Source organism: Pseudomonas nitroreducens TX1, from assembly GCF_000313755.1.
GTDB lineage: Bacteria > Pseudomonadota > Gammaproteobacteria > Pseudomonadales > Pseudomonadaceae > Pseudomonas > Pseudomonas nitroreducens_A.
The window spans coordinates 1-18,213 of record NZ_AMZB01000130.1; the positions used below are offsets into that span (position 1 = coordinate 1).

At 69.2% G+C, this 18,213-nt stretch carries 2 protein-coding genes; both read left to right on the top strand.

Annotated elements, in window-relative coordinates; translation table 11 throughout:
- Positions 1-298 precede the first annotated feature (298 nt).
- Positions 299-13,111: a non-ribosomal peptide synthase/polyketide synthase gene (locus C167_RS0124395; protein ID WP_017520932.1), complete on the top strand. Its 12,813-nt coding sequence runs from the start codon at positions 299-301 to the stop codon at positions 13,109-13,111.
- Positions 13,111-18,213, top strand: a 5,103-nt coding sequence (locus C167_RS0124400) for a non-ribosomal peptide synthetase (protein ID WP_017520933.1), incomplete at its 3' end; no start/stop codon positions are given. The genes C167_RS0124395 and C167_RS0124400, both read left to right, overlap by 1 nt.

Genomic DNA, 18,213 nt, shown 5'->3' on the forward strand with positions numbered 1-18,213 from the left:
GGCGTCCCCTCCATGAAGGGAGAGGGGACTGGTTCGGAGCAGATGGATGTATCAGGAGTACGCCGGACCTGTCAGCCGGCACAGATAGCGCCCTCTCCCTTCAGGGAGAGGGCGGGGGGAGAGGGCAGCGTCCAGCGCCGGAGCGGCCGGAAACACCCTCTCCCTAACCCTCTCCCTGAAGGGAGAGGGAACAATTCGGAGTACCGGGTTAGCGCCTGCCACGGCCATGGCCCGGTAAGTCCCAGGAATTTCCCCCCCGGCGAGCACCCACGCGCTCGCCGCCAGAACAGGTGATGTCATGAACGACCGTTACGAAGCCGCAGGAAACCTGGTCGAGGCCCTGCTGCAACGCGCCTGCGAAATGCCGCGCAAGACTGCCCTGCGATTCATCGCCGAGAACCTCGAACAGCCCATCAGCTTTCGCGAGCTGGACGAACGCGCCCGTGCCATGGCCGCCTGGATGCTGCGCCACGGCCAGCAGGGCGACCGCGCCGTGCTGCTATTGCCCAGCGGTCCGGAATACGTCACCGCATTCTTCGCCTGCCTCTACTCGGGGATCATCGCCGTGCCGGCCTATCCGCCGGAATCGGTGCGCCCGCAGCACCTGGCGCGCCTGCGCTCGATCCTCGATGACGCCGAGCCCAGCCTGGTGCTCACCGACTCCACGCTGATCGAAGCGCTGCGCCCCGCCTGCGAGCGCGAGAACGGCGACAGCCCGCTGCTGCTGGCGGTGGACCAGGCCGACCCGGCGTTGGCCGTGGAGTGGCAGATGCCCGAGCTGGCCGATGACGACATCGCGTTCCTGCAGTACACCTCCGGCTCCACCTCGACGCCCAAGGGCGTGCAGGTCAGCCACGGCAACCTGGTCGCCAACGAGCGTCTGATCCGCCACGGCTTCGGCATCGGCGACGACGACGTGATCGTCAGCTGGCTGCCGCTGTTCCACGACATGGGCCTGATCGGCGGGCTGCTCCAACCGATCTACAGCGGTATCGAGTGTGTGCTGATGTCGCCGCGCTACTTCCTCGAACGCCCGCGCCGCTGGCTGGAAGCCATCGCCCGCTTCGGCGGCACCGTCAGCGGCGGCCCGGACTTCGCCTACCGCCTGTGCTGCGAGCGGGTCAACGAGTCCGCCCTGGAAGGCCTCGACCTGAGCAAATGGCGCGTGGCCTTCTCCGGCTCCGAGCCGATCCGCCCGGATACCCTGGAACGCTTCGCCGCCTGGTTCGCCCCGGCGCAGTTCGACGCCTCGTCCTTCTACGCCTGCTACGGCCTCGCCGAAGCCACCCTGTTCGTCACCGGCGGTGTGCGTGGCGAAGGCATTGCGCAACTGGAAGTCGACCTCAACGCCCTGGGCGAGAACATCGCCCGCCCGGGCCGTGGTACCTCGCTGATCAACTGCGGCCGCACCCAGCCGGACCACGACGTGCAACTGGTCGACCCGGTGAGCGGCGAAACCCTCGGCCCGGACCGCGTCGGCGAAATCTGGAGTAGCGGCCCCAGCGTCGCCCTCGGCTACTGGCGCAATCCGCAAGCCAGTGCGCGCACCTTCGTCGAAAAGGACGGCCGCACCTGGCTGCGTACTGGCGATCTGGGCTTCCTGCACAACGGCGAACTGTTCGTCACCGGCCGCCTCAAGGACATGCTCATCGTCCGTGGGCAGAACCTCTACCCGCAGGACCTGGAGCGCTGCGTGGAAGAAGAGGTGGACCTGGTGCGCAAGGGCCGTGTCTCGGCTTTTGCCATCGAGCACCAGGGTCGCGACGGCATCGGCATCGCCGCCGAGGTCGGGCGCAGCGTGCGCAAGCTGATCTCCGCCGAGGCGCTGGCCAAGGCCATCTCCGCCGCCGTGGCGGAAACCTTCCAGGAGGCGCCGCTGGTGGTGGCGCTGCTGGAGCCGGGCGCACTGCCCAAGACCTCCAGCGGCAAGCTGCAGCGCTCGGCGTGCTGCGCCCAGTTGCTGGACGGCAGCTTGCAGGCCTACGCGATCCAGCGTGCCGGCGAGCCGATCAGCGATGGCGCCGGCGCCAAGCCGGTCGCACCGTTGTCCGCCCAAGAGCAAGCCATCGCCGCGCTGTGGAGCGAAGTGCTGGAACTGCCGGCGATCCGCCGCGACGACAACTTCTTCGCCCTGGGCGGCAACTCCATCAAGGCCACCCAGCTGATGGCGCGGCTGCGCGAACGCCTCGGTCGCGCCGTGGAGCTGCGCCTGCTGTTCGAGGCGCCGGAACTGGGCGCCTTCGTCGCTGCACTGGCAGCACTGCCGGCCAGCGAAATCGAAGCCATTGCGCAGGTTCCGCGTGACGGCCGGCTGCCGCTGTCGCCGGCCCAGCGCCGCCTCTGGTTCCTCTGGAAGCTCGACCCGGAAAGCGCCGTCTACCATATCGCCGGGCGCATGAACCTGCGCGGTGAATTGCGCCGCCCCGCTGTAGAACAGGCCTTTGCGATGCTCCTGGGTCGCCATGAAACCCTGCGCAGCCGCTTCATCGAGCAGGCGGACGGCGAGGTGTGCCTGAGCCTGTCCGACGCGAACCAGGTCGAGCTGACCGAAAGCGACTTCAGCGCCCTGGGCAATGCGCGCCGCGATGTCGCCGCCCGCGAGGATGCCGACGCTTTCGCCGCGCAGCCGTTCGACCTCGCCGCCGGCCCGCTGCTGCGCCTGCGCCTGCAGAACCTCGGCGGCGGCCGCCAGGCGTTGCTGCTCTGCGTGCACCACATCATCGCCGACGGCTGGTCGCTGAACCTGCTGCTGGACGAGTTCGCCGAGTGCTACCGCGCCATCGTCGAACAGCGTGAGCCGGTGCTGCCGGTCCTGTCGCGCCAGTACCTCGACCTCGCCGCCGCCCAGCAGAACAAGCTGGAAGCGGGTGAGGGCGCACGCTTGCTGGACTGGTGGAGCGAGCGCCTGGGCAGCCAGCATTCGCTGCTGGAGCTCCCGTTCGGGACCGGCGAAAAAGGCCAGAGCGCCGAGCTGATCGAGCGTGAAGTAGACGCCGATCTGACCGCCAAATTGCGCGGCCTGGCCCAGGCCCACGGCGCGACCCTGCCGATGCTCCTGCTCAGCGCCTACAACCTGCTGCTGCAACGCTACAGCGGCCAGCACGACCTGCGCATCGGCCTGACCCAGGCCGGTCGCGAACAGCTCGACAGTGAGCGAGTGGTCGGCTTCTTCGTCAACCTGCTGGTGCTGCGCAGCGAACTGCCCGAAGGCGCCAGCCTGCGCGGCGTGCTCCGCCAGCTGCGCGACGACCTGCTGCAAGCCCAGGCGCACCAGGGCCTGCCGTTCGAACAACTGGTGGAAGCCCTGCAGCCTGAACGTGGCCACGGCCGCCATCCGCTTTGCCAAGTGGCCTTCGACCACCAGTGGCAGCCTCGCGCCGGGAACGGCCTGCCGGGCGTCAGCGTGGAAGCGCTGGAACAGCTCGACCTGGAAACCCCGTTCGATCTGGTGCTGCGGGTCCGCGAAGGCGAGCAGTCATTGCGCGTGAGCTTCTGCTACGCGAAGGAGCGCTACGCCGCCGCGGGCATGCAGCGCCTCGTCGGGCACTTCCTCGACCTGCTGCGCGCCTTGCCGCAGATGAATGCCGACGCCGTGCTGGACGCCCGCGACTGGCTGCCTGCCCGCGACTGGAGCATTGCCGTGGCCGGAGAAGCGCCGGCGTTCGAGGCGCTGAGCGAGACCATCGCTGCCCAGGCTCGCCGTCATCCCGCCAAGGTCGCGCTGATCGACGCGCAGCGTGAAGTGAACTACGCCGAGCTGGAGGATCGCTCCAACCGCCTGGCGCAACGTTTGATCCAGCGCGGCATCGCCCCGGAACGCCGGGTTGCCGTGGCGCTGCCGCGTGGCGTGGACATCCCGCTGGCCCTGCTGGCCGTCATGAAGGCCGGCGGCGCCTACCTGCCGCTGGACGTCGATTACCCCGAAGAGCGCCTGGCCTGGCTGATGCAGGACGCCGGCGTCGACCTGCTGCTGACCAACGCCGAGCTGGCCGAGCGCCTGCCGTTGCCCGAAGGCGTCGAGCGCCTGGTACTGGAAGAGGCGGACCTCGGCAATGCCCTGGCGGTGCGCCCGCTGCTGCGCATCCAGGCGCAGAACCTGGCCTACCTGATCTACACCTCTGGCTCCACCGGCCAGCCCAAGGGCGTTGCCGTGGCCCACGGCGAGATCGCCGCGCACTGCCGCGCCATCGGCCAGCGCTACGCGATGACCAGCGAAGACCGCGAACTGATCTTCATGTCCTTCGCCTTCGACGGCGCCCACGAGCGCTGGCTCACCGCGCTGTCCCACGGTGGCAGCCTGCTGATCCGCAACGATGCGCTGTGGACCGCCGAACAGACCCTCGATCAACTGCGCCGCCACGCGGTGACCGTTGCCGCCTTCCCACCGGCCTACCTGCAGCAGCTGGCCGAGCAAGCGACGGCTCTGGATAAAGAGCACGGCCACGCACCGAGCATGCGCATCTACTGCTTCGGTGGTGATGCCGTGCCGGAAGCGGCGTACCAGCTGGCGCACCAGGCGCTGAAGCCGCAACACCTGATCAATGGCTACGGCCCGACCGAAACCGTGGTCACCCCGCTGCTGTGGAAGGCCGACGCCCGCACCGTTTGCGGCGCTGCCTACGCGCCTATCGGCGAAGTGGTCGGCGAACGCAGCCTGTACATCCTCGACGACCGTCTGCAGCCGCTGCCGCGCGGCGTGGCCGGCGAGCTGTACATCGGTGGGCATGGCCTGGCTCGCGGCTACCACCAGCGCGCCGGCATGACCGCCGAACGTTTCGTCGCCGACCCTTATGCCGACGGCCTTCGCCTGTACCGCAGCGGCGACCGCGTGCGCTGGCGTGAAGACGGCGCTCTGGACTACCTCGGCCGCGTCGACCAGCAGGTGAAGATTCGCGGCTTCCGCATCGAGCCGGGGGAGATCGAAGCCCGCCTGCGCGCGCTGCCCGGCGTGCGCGAAGCGGCGGTGATCGCCCGTGACAGCGAGCGCGGCAAGCGCTTGCTGGGTTACGTTTCCGGCGAGCACCTTGCCGAGGACGCGCTGAAAGCCGCCCTGCGCGCGCAACTGCCGGACTACATGGTGCCGACGCGCATCCTCGTGCTGGAGCAGATGCCGCTCAACGCCAACGGCAAGATCGACCGCAACGCATTGCCTGAGCCACAGGACGCAGCCAGCACCACCGAGGCCCCGCGCGATGGCCTGGAAAGCCGCGTCGCCGCCGTCTGGGCCGAAGTGCTGGGCGTGCCGAGCGTAGGCCGCGAGGACGACTTCTTCGAGCTGGGCGGCCATTCGCTGCTGGCCACCCAAGTCATCTCTCGCCTGCGCCGTGACCTGGGCCGCGAAGTCCCGCTGCGCGATCTGTTCGAGGCCAGCCGCCTGGACGAATTCGCTGCCCGGCTCAATGCGCTGAGCCCGAGCGCCCGCCCACAGTTGCGGGCCGTGGCTCGTGACGGCAACCTGCCGCTGTCTGCCGCGCAGAGCCGCCTGTGGTTCTTCTGGCAGATGGAGCCGGCCAGCGCCGCCTACAACGTGCCGGGCGCGCTGCGCCTGCGTGGCTCACTGGACGAATCGGCGCTGCGCCGAGCCTTCGACGCCCTGGTGGCGCGCCACGAAACCCTGCGCACCACCTTCGATGAAGTGGATGGCCAGGCCTTCCAGCGTATCCAGCCGGCCAGGCCGCTGGACCTGGCGCGGATCGACCTGTCCGCTGAAAAAGACGCCGAAGGTGCCGCGCGCAAGCTGGCCGAGGTGGAAGCGCAGCGTCCGTTCGACCTGCGCAACGGCCCGCTGTTGCGCCTGACGCTGATGCGATTGTCTCCAAAAGACGTGGCCGACGCCGACCACGTGCTGCTGCTGACCATGCACCACATCGTCTCCGATGGCTGGTCGATCCGCGTGCTGGTCGACGAGTTCAGCCGTCTCTACGGCGCCTTCGCCGCTGGCGAGGAACTGCAACTGCCGGCGCTGCCGGTGCAGTACGCCGACTACGCCCAGTGGCAGCGCGAGCTGCTGGCGGGCGAGGAGGGCCAGCGCCAGCTGGGCTGGTGGATCGAACAACTGCATGGCGAGACGCCCGTGCTGGAACTGGCCGCCGACCGGCCGCGCCCGGCCGTGCAGAGCTACCGCGGCGGCAGCCTCGGCTTCAGCCTGGACGCCGGCCTGGGTGCGCGCCTCAAGCACCTGGCCCGCGAGCAGGACGTCACCCTGTTCATGCTGCTGCTCGGCGCCTACGCCGTGCTGATGCAGCGCTACAGCGGCCAGCGTGACCTGCGCATCGCGGTGCCCATCGCCAACCGCCAGCAACTGGAAACCGAAGGGCTGATCGGCTTCTTCGTCAACACGCAGGTCATGCCGTTCGCACTGGCTGAAGACGAATGCTTCGCCGCGCTGCTGGAGCGTCTCAAGCCGCTGGCCCTGGGCGCGCAAGCGAACCAGGACCTGCCGTTCGAACAGCTGGTGGAAGCGCTGCAGCCTGAGCGCAGCCTGGCCTACAACCCGCTGGTGCAGGTGAAGTTCAACTTCGGCTTCGACGTCAGCCGCCTGCCCGACGCCGGTTCGCTGAAGCTGGAACTGTTCAGCGAGGAACAGTATGGCGCGCGCTTCGACCTGGCCCTGGACATGGCCGAGGCGCTGGACGCCAACGGCCAGCCGGGCGATGAACTGCGCGGCAGCTTCATCTATGCCCGCGACCTGTTCGACGAGGGCAGCGTCGCTGCCATCGCCGGCCAGTTCGAGGCGCTGCTGCGCCAGCTGTGTGCCGAGCCGCAGCGCGCCCTCGGCGAGTTGCCCCGCCCGGTGGCCTCGCGCCGTCGTGGCGAAGTCAGGCAGTGGCCGCAGCAGGACGTGCTCGCGCTGTTCGCCGCGCAAGTGGCTGCGCAACCGGATGCCATCGCCGTGCAGGACGATGACGTGCGCTACAGCTATGCGGAGCTGGATGCGCGCACCCACCGCCTGGCCAACGCGCTGATCGACAGCGGTGTGGAGCAGGGCGGGTGCGTCGCCATCTGCCAGGAGCGCAGTGTGCAGTGGGTGCTCCTGCTGCTGGGTGTGCTCAAGACGGGCGCAACCTACGTGCCGCTGGACCCGGCGCAACCTGCCGAGCGCCTGCGCCAGTTGCTCAAGGACAACCGCATTGGCCGCGTACTGGTGAGTGATGCCGCGCTGCTGGAAACCTTCGGTGACGCCGCCACCCTGATCCCGGCCGGCGGCCCGGAGCAGGGCAGTGCCGCCGTACCTGCTCGGCGCATCGACCCGCAGCAGGCCGCCTACGTCATCTTCACCTCCGGCTCCACCGGTCAGCCCAAGGGCGTGCGCGTCAGCCACGGCGCGCTGGCGAACTACGTGCAAGCCGTGCTCGTACGCCTGCAACTGGACCAGGGCCGTGCCCGGGGCCTGGGCATGGCGATGGTTTCCTCGGTGGCGGCCGACCTCGGCCATACCACGCTGTTCGGCGCGCTGTGCGGCGGTGGCCGTCTGCACCTGGCCGATGCCCAGGCGGTCGCCGACGCCGAACGCTTCTCGCAGTTCATGCGCGAAGTGGATGTGCTGAAGATCGTCCCCAGCCACCTCGCCGGCCTGCTGGCCGCCGCGCCCAATGCCGCCGCCGTGCTGCCGCGCCGCCTGCTGGTGGTGGGCGGTGAGGCTTGCGATGGCGCACTGCTGCAACCCATCCGCGAGCTGGCCCCGCGACTGCGCATCGTCAACCACTACGGCCCCAGCGAATCCACCGTGGGCGTGCTGACCCACGAATGGACGCTGGTGGATGATCTGCCGACGGCCAGCCTGCCCATCGGTACGCCACTGGCCAACACCGCCATCCGCGTGCTCGACGAACATGGTCGTGACCTGCTGCCGGGCGTAGCGGGCGAGCTTTACATCGGCGGTGCCGGCCTGGCACTGGGCTACCTCGGTCTGCCGGAAATGACGGCAGAGCGCTTCGCAGCTGATCGTGTAGATGGCGAAGGCGAGCGCCTGTACCGCAGCGGCGACCGCGTGCGCCTGAATCGGCGTGGTGAGGTGGAATTCCTCGGCCGCGTGGATGACCAGGTGAAGATCCGTGGCTACCGCGTCGAGCCGGGCGAACTGGCACAAGCGCTCAAGCGCCTGCCCGGCGTGCGCGATGCCGTGGCCCTGGCCGAACGTGAGGGCGACGGCCCGATGAGGCTGCTGGCCTGGGCGGTTGCGCAGGGGCAGAGTGTGGAAATCCTGCGCGAAGCACTGGCGGCCGAAGTACCGGAATACCTGCTGCCGGCCCAGCTGATGCTGCTGGAGAGCCTGCCGCTGAATGCCAACGGCAAGGTGGACCGCAAGGCCCTGCCGCGTGTCGAGATGGCTGCCAAGCCGTTGGACAGCGCGCCGCTCTCCGAACTGGAACAGCGCATCGCCGACATCTGGCAGGCGGTGCTGAAGGTCGAGCGCGTCGGCGCGCAGGACAACTTCTTCGAGCTGGGCGGCGACTCCATCCTCAGCCTGCAGATCATCGCGCGCATCCGTAAACTCGGGTACAAGCTCAGCCCGAAACAGCTGTTCGAGCGGCAGAGCGTCCGCCAGCTCGCGCAGTGGCTGGAAAGCCGCGCGCCGGTTGCCGCGGCGGCACCGGCTCCGGTGGCCGCCGTCAACGGCGAGGTGGCCCTGTCGCCGGTGCAGGCGCGCTTCTTCGAGCGTGTACCGAGCGCCCAGCGCCACCACTGGAACCAGGCGCTGCTGCTGCAACCGCGTGACGCGCTGGATGGCGACGCCCTGGCGCGTGCCCTGCACTGGCTGATGGGTCAGCATGACGCGCTGCGCCTGCGTTTCGACGGCAGCCGCCAGCGTTACGCCGAACAGGGTCCGCTGGACCTGACCCTCCTGTGGCGTCGCCGTGCCGCCGACCCCTGCACCCTGGAGCGCCTGTGCGACGACGCCCAGGCCAGCCTGGATATCGCCAACGGCCCGCTGCTGCGCGCCATGCACGTCAGCCTTGCCGACGGCGGTGAGCGCCTGCTGCTGGTCATCCACCACCTGGCGGTGGATGGCGTGTCCTGGCGCATCCTGCTGGAAGACCTGCAGTACGCCTACCGCGAACTGCGCGCCGGTCGCACGCCGGCAGCGCTGCCGCGCACCGACAGCTACCAGGTCTGGAGCGCCCGCCAGCAGGCGGCTGCCCATAGCGCTGAAGTGGCCGCCGAGCTCGACTACTGGCAAGGCGAACTGCGCGATGCACCACGCTTGACCCGCGCCCGCAGCGACGCCCCGGCGACCGGGAAGGACGCCGCCAATGCGCGTTTCAGCCTCGACGCCGAGACCACCCGCCAACTGCTGGGCCCGGCACTGAAGGCGCAGCGCGTGCAGATCAACGACCTGCTGCTGACTGCACTGGCCCGTGCCCTGTGCGCCTGGACCGGCGAGACCTCCGCGCTGGTGGAGATGGAAGGCCACGGCCGGGACGCCTTCGATGGAGAAGCAGCGCTGGACCTGAGTCGTTCCGTCGGCTGGTTCACTGCGCTGTATCCGATCCGCCTGCGGGCCGGCGGCGAGCCGGGCGCGGACCTGCGCGCCACCCGCGAACACCTGCGCAAACTGCCGCGCGCCGGCATGGGTTACGGCCAGCTGCGCTATCTCAGCCAGCACGCGGCCAGCCTGCGTGACCTGCCGGCGCCGCAGGTCACCTTCAACTACCTCGGCCAGCTCGACCAGGCGTTTGCCGACGCCGACTTCCTGCCCGCCTTCGAAGGCGTGGGTCGCAGCCAACCGCTGAATGCTGCGCTGGGCAATGCACTGGTCTACGCCGGTCGGGTGCTGGGCGGTGAGCTGAGCCTGGAAGTCACCTACAGCCGCGCGATGTTCGACGCTGCCGACATCGACGAGCTGCAAGCGCTGCTACGCGCCGAGCTACAAGCGCTGGTCGCCTATTGCCTGAATACCCCACGCAAGCTGGAAGCCAGCGAGTTGCCGCTGCTCGAACTCGACCAGCAACAGCTCGATGCATTGCCACTGCCGGCCAATGCTGAAGACCTCTATCCGCTCTCGCCGATGCAGCAGGGCATGCTGTTCCACGCCCTCGACGTGCCGGGTTCCTCGCTCTACGTCAACCAGCTGCGCGTCGACCTGGACGGCCTCGATGAAGCCCGTTTCCTCGACGCCTGGCGCGCGGTCATCGCCCGCCACGCCAACCTGCGCACCGGCTTCTTCGCCAGTGCGGATGCGGCGCCGCTGCAGTTCGTCCTGCGCGACGTGCAACTGCCGGTACAGTCCTTTGACTGGCGCGATCAGCAGGTCCGAGAGCAGCAGCTCGACAGCGTCGCGGATGCGCAGCGCAACCTCGGCTTCGACCTGGCCAAGCCGCCGCTGCAACGCCTGGCGCTGGTGCGTCTGGGTGAGCGCCGGTACCACCTGATCTGGACCTGTCACCACCTGCTGCTGGACGGCTGGAGCAGTGCGCGGCTGATCGGCGAAGTGCTCGCGCTCTACCGTGGCGAAACACTGCCGGTACCCGCCGTGCAGTACGGCGACTACATCGCCTGGCTGCATGTCCAGGATGGCGCTGCGGGCGAGACCTTCTGGCGCGAACGCCTGAAGGACTTCGATGAGCCGACCCTGCTGGCCACCGCCTGCAACGCTGGCTTCCGCGACGAGCCGCTGCGCGAACTGCACAGCCGCCTCGACAGCGCACCGCTGCAACGCTTCGCCCAGGCCCAGCGCGTCACCCTCAACACCCTGGTGCAGGGTGCCTGGGCGTTGCTGCTGCAACGTTACTGCGGCCAGCGCAGCGTCACCTTCGGCGCCACCGTGGCCGGGCGACCGGCCACCTTGCCGGGCGCGGAGGAGAGCCTCGGCCTGTTCATCAACACGCTGCCGATCCTGCAACGCCCGGATGACGCCCTGCGTGTCGGCGACTGGCTGCGCCAGCTGCAGGCCTTCAACCTCGACGTGCGCGAGTTCGAGCACACGCCGCTGTACGACATCCAGCGCTGGGCCGGCCGTGGCGGCCAGGCGCTGTTCGACAGCCTCATCGTGTTCGAGAACTTCCCCATGGACGCAGCGCTGTCTTCCTCCAGCGAGGACGACCTGCGCATCCTCGGCCACCACCCGGTGGACGGCACCAACTACGCCCTGGCCCTGGTGGCCAGCGCCGGCGAGCAGCTGGACGTGCGCTACACCTACCGCGCCGACCGCCTGAGCGCGAGCCAGGTCGAGCAACTGCGTGGGCACTTCGAGCACCTGTTGCTGACCCTGGTGGAAGACGCCGAACGCCCGCTGGGCCGGGTCAGCCAACTGGCCGACGCCGAGCGCCACGCGCTGCTGCAACGCTTCAACGACACCGAGGCGACGTTCCCGGCTGATGTGCAGCTGCAGGAGCTGATCGAGCGCCAGGTGGCCGCGACGCCGGATGCGTTGGCCCTGCAATTCGCCGAGCAGCGACTGAGCTACGCCCGGCTGAATGCCCGCGCCAACCAGCTCGCGCATTGGCTGCGCGGCCAGGGCGTCGGCCCGGATGTGCTGGTCGGCGTGGCCGCCGAGCGCTCGCTGGAGCTGGTGGTGGCCCTGCTGGGCATCGTCAAGGCCGGCGGCGCCTACGTGCCGATGGACCCGGACTACCCGCAGGAGCGCCTGCAGCACATGCTGACCGATAGCGGCGTGAGTCTGCTGCTGACCCAGCAACACCTGCTGGATCGCCTGCCGGCGAGCGATGCCCGATTGATCTGCCTGGACAGCCAGTGGAGCGAGATCGCCACGGCCTCCGAACAGAACCCGGCCATCGCCGGCAGCCCGCAGAATCTTGCGTACCTCATCTACACCTCCGGCTCTACCGGCAAACCCAAGGGCGCCGGCAACAGCCACCGTGCGCTGGTCAACCGCCTGCACTGGATGCAGAAAGCCTACGCGCTGGATGCGTCCGACCGTGTGTTGCAGAAGACCCCGTTCAGCTTCGACGTGTCGGTGTGGGAGTTCTTCTGGCCGCTGATGACCGGTGCGGCGTTGGTGGTCGCCGCGCCCGGCGCGCACCGCGATCCGACCGCACTGCGCCAGGTGATCGAGGCGGGGCAGGTCACTACGCTGCACTTCGTGCCGTCGATGCTGCAGGCCTTCGTCGCTTCCGGCGAACTGGAGCGCTGCCCGTCGCTGTTGCAGGTGATGTGCTCGGGCGAGGCGCTGCCTTACGAACTGCAACAGCAGTTCCGCCAGCGCAGCAGCGCGAAGCTGCACAACCTCTACGGCCCGACGGAGGCGGCGATCGACGTCAGCTTCTGGGCCTGCGACGAGGACAACCCGCGGCACGTGGTGCCCATCGGCCGACCCATCGACAACCTGCGCCTGGTGCTGCTGGACGAGCGCCTAGAGCCGGTGCCGCAAGGCGTGGCCGGCGAGCTGTACATCGGCGGGGTGGGCCTGGCGCGCGGTTATCACGCGCGCCCCGGCCTGACCGCCGAGCGCTTCGTCGCCGATCCCTTTGGGAGCGGCGAACGCCTCTATCGTACCGGCGACCTGGCTCGCCAGCGCGAAGACGGCGCCATCGAGTACCTGGGGCGCCTCGACCACCAGGTGAAGATTCGCGGCCTGCGCATCGAACTGGGTGAGATCGAGGCCCGCCTGCAAGCGCAGCCGGAAGTCAGCGAAGCGGTGGTGGTGGCGAAGGACGGCGTGCTGCTGGCCTACGTGGTCGCCAGCGCCGAGCCCGAAGCCCTGCGCCAGGCGCTGCAAGGTGAGCTGCCGGACTACATGGTGCCGTCGCGGATCATCGCCCTCGACGCCATGCCGCTGTCGCCCAACGGCAAGCTGGATCGCAAGGCCCTGCCGGACCCGCAACCGGGCGAGCGCCTGCGCGAGTATGTGGCGCCGCGCAGCGACCTGGAAGTCGAGCTGGCCGTCATCTGGCAGCACGTGTTGCAGGTGGATCGTGTTGGCCTGCACGACGACTTCTTCGAACTGGGCGGCCATTCGCTGCTGCTCACCCAGGTTGGCCTGACCCTGCGTCAGCGCCTGGGCCTTGAGTTGCCGCTGCATCGACTGTTCGAGCTGAGCAATATCGAGGCGCTGGCCGCCTGGATCGAAACCCAGCGGGCAAGCTCCGCCAGCGCGGAAGAGGAACTGGACCTGATGGACGAACTGCTCGGCGAGCTGGAGAACCTGTAATGACCCACCCGATGGACGCCCAGTTGAAGCAGGTCGCGGAGCGCCTCGGCGCGCTGCCCGAGGACAAGCAGATCGCCTTCCTGCGTCAGCTTCGCGAGAAAGGCGTGAGCCTCTCGCGCCTGCCGATCCTCCGCGAGGGGCGCGAGTACGCGCCGCTCTCGGCGGCCCAGGCGCGCCTGTGGTTCCTCTGGCAGATGGAGCCGCAGAGCGCCGCCTACAACATCCCGGCCGCCGTGCGCCTGCGCGGCTCGCTGGACGAGGGCGCGCTGGAGCGCGCTTTCACTGCGCTGATCGCCCGCCATGAAAGCCTGCGCACCGTTTTCCGCACGGCAGAAGACCGTTCTGGTAGGGCGAATGACGCGCAGCGTCATCCGCCGCAGGTAGGGCGGAGTGCGACGGCGGATAACGCTGGCGCGTTATGCGCCCTACCGGAGCACGATGACGAAGTCATGCAGTGCATCCTGGCACCAGAGCCTGCATACCTGGAGCGCCAGGATTTCCGTGGCGAAGACGAAGCCCGCCAATGGTTGAGCCAATGCGCGCAACGCTCCTTCGATCTCGCCGAAGGCCCGCTGCTGCGCCTGCACCTGGCGCGCCTGCCGGGTGAAGCGCTGCTGCTGGTGAACCTGCACCACATCATTGCCGATGGCTGGTCCATCGGCGTGCTGATCGATGAGTTCGCCGTGCTGTACAGCGCCGAGGTGCGGGGCGCAAAAGCCGAGCTGGCCGAGCTGCCGGTCCAGTACAGCGACATCGCCCGCTGGCAGCGCCTGTGGCTGGCGGCCGGCGAGGGCGAGCGGCAGCTGGCCTACTGGAGGGAGCAGCTGGGCGACGACTCCCTGCTGCTGACCCTGCCGGGTGACCGGCCGCGCCCGCTGGTGCAGAGCTATCGCGGCGCCACCTTCGACTTCGAGCTGCCGCGCGAACTGAGCGAAGCGCTGCGCGACCTAGCGCGCGGGCAGGGCGCCACGCTGTTCATGCTGATCCTCGCGGCCTATCAACTGCTGCTGTCGCGCTACAGCGGCCAGCGCGAGCTGCGCGTCGGCGTGCCCATCGCTGGCCGTGGCCGCGCCGAGAGCGAAAGGCTGATCGGTTTCTTCGTCAATACCCAGGTGCTGTCCGCGCGCATCGATGGCGACGAATCCTTCAGCGCGTTCCTGGCCCGCACCCGGGAAGCCGTGCTGGGCGCCCAGGCCAACCCGGACCTGCCCTTCGAACAACTGGTGGATGCGCTGCAGCCCGAGCGCAGCCTGAGCTACAACCCGCTGTTCCAGGTGGCCTGCAACCACCAGCCGAGCCGCCGCGATGCCCTGCGCGAGCTGCCTGGCGGCCTGCAGCTGGAAAGCCTGGAACTGGACAGCGGCATCGCCAAGTTCGACCTCACCCTGAACACCGAGGAGAGCCGCGACGGCCAGGTCCGCGGGCAGTTCATGTACGCCACCGACCAGTTCGACGCGGCGACCCTCTCGCGCCTTGCCGGGCATTTCCTCAACCTGCTGCGCGGCATCGTTGCCGACCCGCACTGCCCGGTGGCGCGCCTGCCGCTGCTCGATGGCAGCGAGCGTGAACAACTGCTCTACGGCTGGAACGACAGCGCGATGGACTACCCGCGCGAGGCCTGCCTGCACCAGCTCATCGAACAGCAGGCGCAGCGCTCGCCCGCTGAAGTGGCGCTCACCGACGGCCAGCGCAGTTTCACTTACGCCGAACTCAACAGCCGCGCCAACCGCCTGGCGCACTGGTTGCGCGAGCAGGGCGTCGGCCCGGACAGCCGCGTCGGCGTGGCGCTGGAGCGCTCCGTCGAACTGCCCGTGGCTTTGCTCGCCGTGCTCAAGGCCGGCGGCGCCTATGTGCCGCTGGACCCGGCATTCCCCGCCGAACGCCTGGCGCACATGCTCGAAGACGGCGACGTGCGCCTGCTGCTGACCCAGCAGCACCTGCTCGGCGAACTCCCGCAATCGGGCGCTCGCGCGTTCTGCCTGGACCGCGACTGGGCGCAGCTGGATATCTATGCCGACAGCGACCTGCACAACCTCGCGACGCCGGATGATCTGGCCTACGTCATCTACACCTCCGGCTCCACCGGCAAGCCCAAGGGCGTCGCGGTGCGCCATGGTGGCGTGGTCAACTTCATGCTCAGCATGGCCCGTGAGCCGGGCCTGCAGGCGCAGGACCGCGTGCTCGCGCTGACGTCGCTGTCCTTCGACATCTCCGCGCTGGAGCTGTACCTGCCGCTGCTGGTGGGCGGACGTGTGGTGCTGGTGGACCGTGATGTTGCCCGCGACCCGTCACGCCTGCTCGGCGTGGCGCTGGAGCAGGGCGTGACGGTGATCCAGGCGACGCCGAGTACCTGGACGCTGCTCAGCGGCCACGAGGACTTCCCGCGCCTGACCGGCTGCCGCTTCTTCTGCGGCGGCGAGGCGCTGTCGGCCGAGCTGGCCGACACGCTCACGGCGCAGACCCAAGCCCTGTGGAACCTCTACGGCCCCACCGAAACCACCATCTGGTCGGCGGCCTGGAAGATCGACAAGGGCGCCCGCGCGCTGCTCGGCAAGCCCATCGCCAACACCCGGCTGTACATCCTTGATGGCGAGCTGCAACCGGCGCCCATCGGTGTGGCCGGTGAGCTGTACATTGCCGGTGACGGCCTGGCGCGCGGCTACCACGGGCGCCCCGAACTGACGGCCGAACGCTTCGTCGCCGATCCCTACGGTAGGGAATCCGGCGCGCGCATGTACCGTACCGGCGATCTGGCGCGCTGGCGTGCGGACGGCGTGCTGGAGTACCTCGGCCGCATCGACCACCAGGTGAAGATTCGCGGCTTCCGTATCGAGCTGGGCGAGATCGAGTCGCGCCTGCTGGGCCAGCCCGGCGTGCGCGAGGCGGTGGTGATCGCCCGCGACGCGGGAGCGGTGAAGCAACTGGTGGGCTATGTCACCGGGCAGATCGAAAGCGACCTGCGCGCTGCGCTGCTGGAAGAGCTGCCGGACTACATGGTCCCCGCGCAGATCGTCCTGCTCGAGCGCATGCCGCTGACCCCCAATGGCAAGCTCGACCGCAAGGCGCTGCCGGAGCCGGACTTCAGCCTGCTGCAGAAGCGCTATCGCGCGCCGGAAAGCCCGCGCGAACAGGCCCTGGCGGCCATCTGGTGCGCCGTGCTGGGCCTGGAGCGGGTCGGCCTGGACGACAACTTCTTCGAACTGGGCGGCGACTCCATCGTCTCCATCCAGGTGGTCAGCCGCGCCCGCGCGGCCGGCCTGCAACTGAGCCCCAAGGACCTGTTCCAGCACCAGACCCTGCAAGCCCTGGCCCGTGTGGCCGCTGACTACGTCGCCGTCGAAACGCCGGCAACCCGGGCGGACTTCGACGCGCCGGACGCGGTGCAGCTCGCCGCCCTCGGCCTGGATCCGGCTGGGATCGAAGACCTCTACCCGCTGTCGCCCATGCAGCAGGGCATGTTGTTCCACGGCGTGGACGGCAGCGAAGGCGGCGTCTACGTCAACCAGCTGCGCGTGGAAGTGCAGGGGCTGGACGTCGAGCGCTTCCGCGCGGCCTGGCAGGCCGCGCTGGATGCCCACGACAACCTGCGTGCCGGCGTGCACTGGCAAGGCCTCGACAAGCCGCTGCAGGCCGTGCACAAACACGTCGAGCTACCCTTGGAAGTGCTCGACTGGCGTGGCCGCGAAGACCTGGCCGCCGCGCTGGACGAACTGGCCGCCGCCGAACGCAGCCGCAGCTTCGATCTTGCGCGTCCGCCGCTGCTGCGCATGGTACTGGTGCGCAGCGACGAAGTCAGCCACCAGTTGGTCTACACCCATCACCACATCCTGCTCGATGGCTGGAGCAATGCCCAGTTGTTCGCCGAGGCACTGCGCCGCTACAACGGCGAGACCATCGCCGAGCAGGGCCGTTACCGCGACTACATCCACTGGCTGCAAGCCCAGGACCCGCAGCAGGCGCAGGACTTCTGGAGCGCGCGCCTGCACGGCTTCACCCAGCCCACCGTGCTGGCCGACAGCCTGGCGCGCCCGGCCGAAGGCAGTGGCCACGGCCTGGAGTACAGCCGCTACGACGCGGCGGCCACCGAGCGCCTGAAAGCCTTCGCCCGCAGCCAGCGGGTGACGCTCAATACCCTGGTGCAGGCGGCGTGGATTCTCCTGCTGCAACGCTACACCGGGCAGCAGCGCGTCGCCGTCGGCGCCACCGTGGCCGGCCGCCCCGCGCAACTGGCCGGCGCCGACAGCCTGCTGGGCCTGTTCATCAACACCCTGCCCATCGTCCAGGCGCCGGCCGAGCAGGCCGATCTGGGCGACTGGCTGCGCGAGCTGCAGGCCTACAACCTGGACGTGCGCGAGTTCGAACACACGCCGCTGTACGACATCCAGCGCTGGGCCGGCTTTGCCGGGCAGGCGCTGTTCGACAGCATCATCGTGTTCGAGAACTACCCGGTCGACGCGGTACTGCGCAGCGCCCAGGGGCCGCGGTTCGGGGAACTGAAGTCGAAGGACGAGACCAGCATCCCGATGGACCTCGCCGTGCGCGTCGGCGACCGGCTGGAGATCGAGTACCAGTACCTGCGCGCACACTTCAGCGCACCGGCCGTGGCACGGCTGCGCGGCAACCTGGAGCAGGTGCTCGACAGCCTGCTGCACGGCGCGGGCAAGCGCGTCGGCGAGCTGCAATGCCTGTCGGCCAGCGATCGCGCGGCCCTGGCCGCCTGCCGTGGCCCGCACCAGTCGCTGCCGCAGGCCGAGCCAGTGCACCTGGCGATTGCGCGTCAGGCCACTCTGCGTGGCGATGAGGTGGCACTGATCTGCGGCGACGAGGCAATCGACTACGCGGCGCTGGAACGCGACTCCAATCGCCTGGCCCATCGCCTGATGGCGCTGGGCGTCGGCCCGGAAGTCCGGGTCGGCGTGGCCCTGCCGCGCAGCGTACGCGTTCCGTTGGCGCTGCTGGCGGTGCTCAAGGCCGGCGGTGCCTACGTGCCGCTGGACGCCGAGTACCCGCGCGAACGCCTGGAATTCCAGATGAGTGACGCCGGCATCGCGCTGCTGATCACCGACAGCCGCCTGCGCGAACGCCTGCCGCTACCGGCGGGG

What these genes read in the sequence shown, in the direction of transcription:
- C167_RS0124395 (WP_017520932.1), top strand. Translation starts at nt 299, where the DNA reads ATGAACGACCGTTACGAAGCCGCAGGAAACCTGGTCGAGGCCCTGCTG.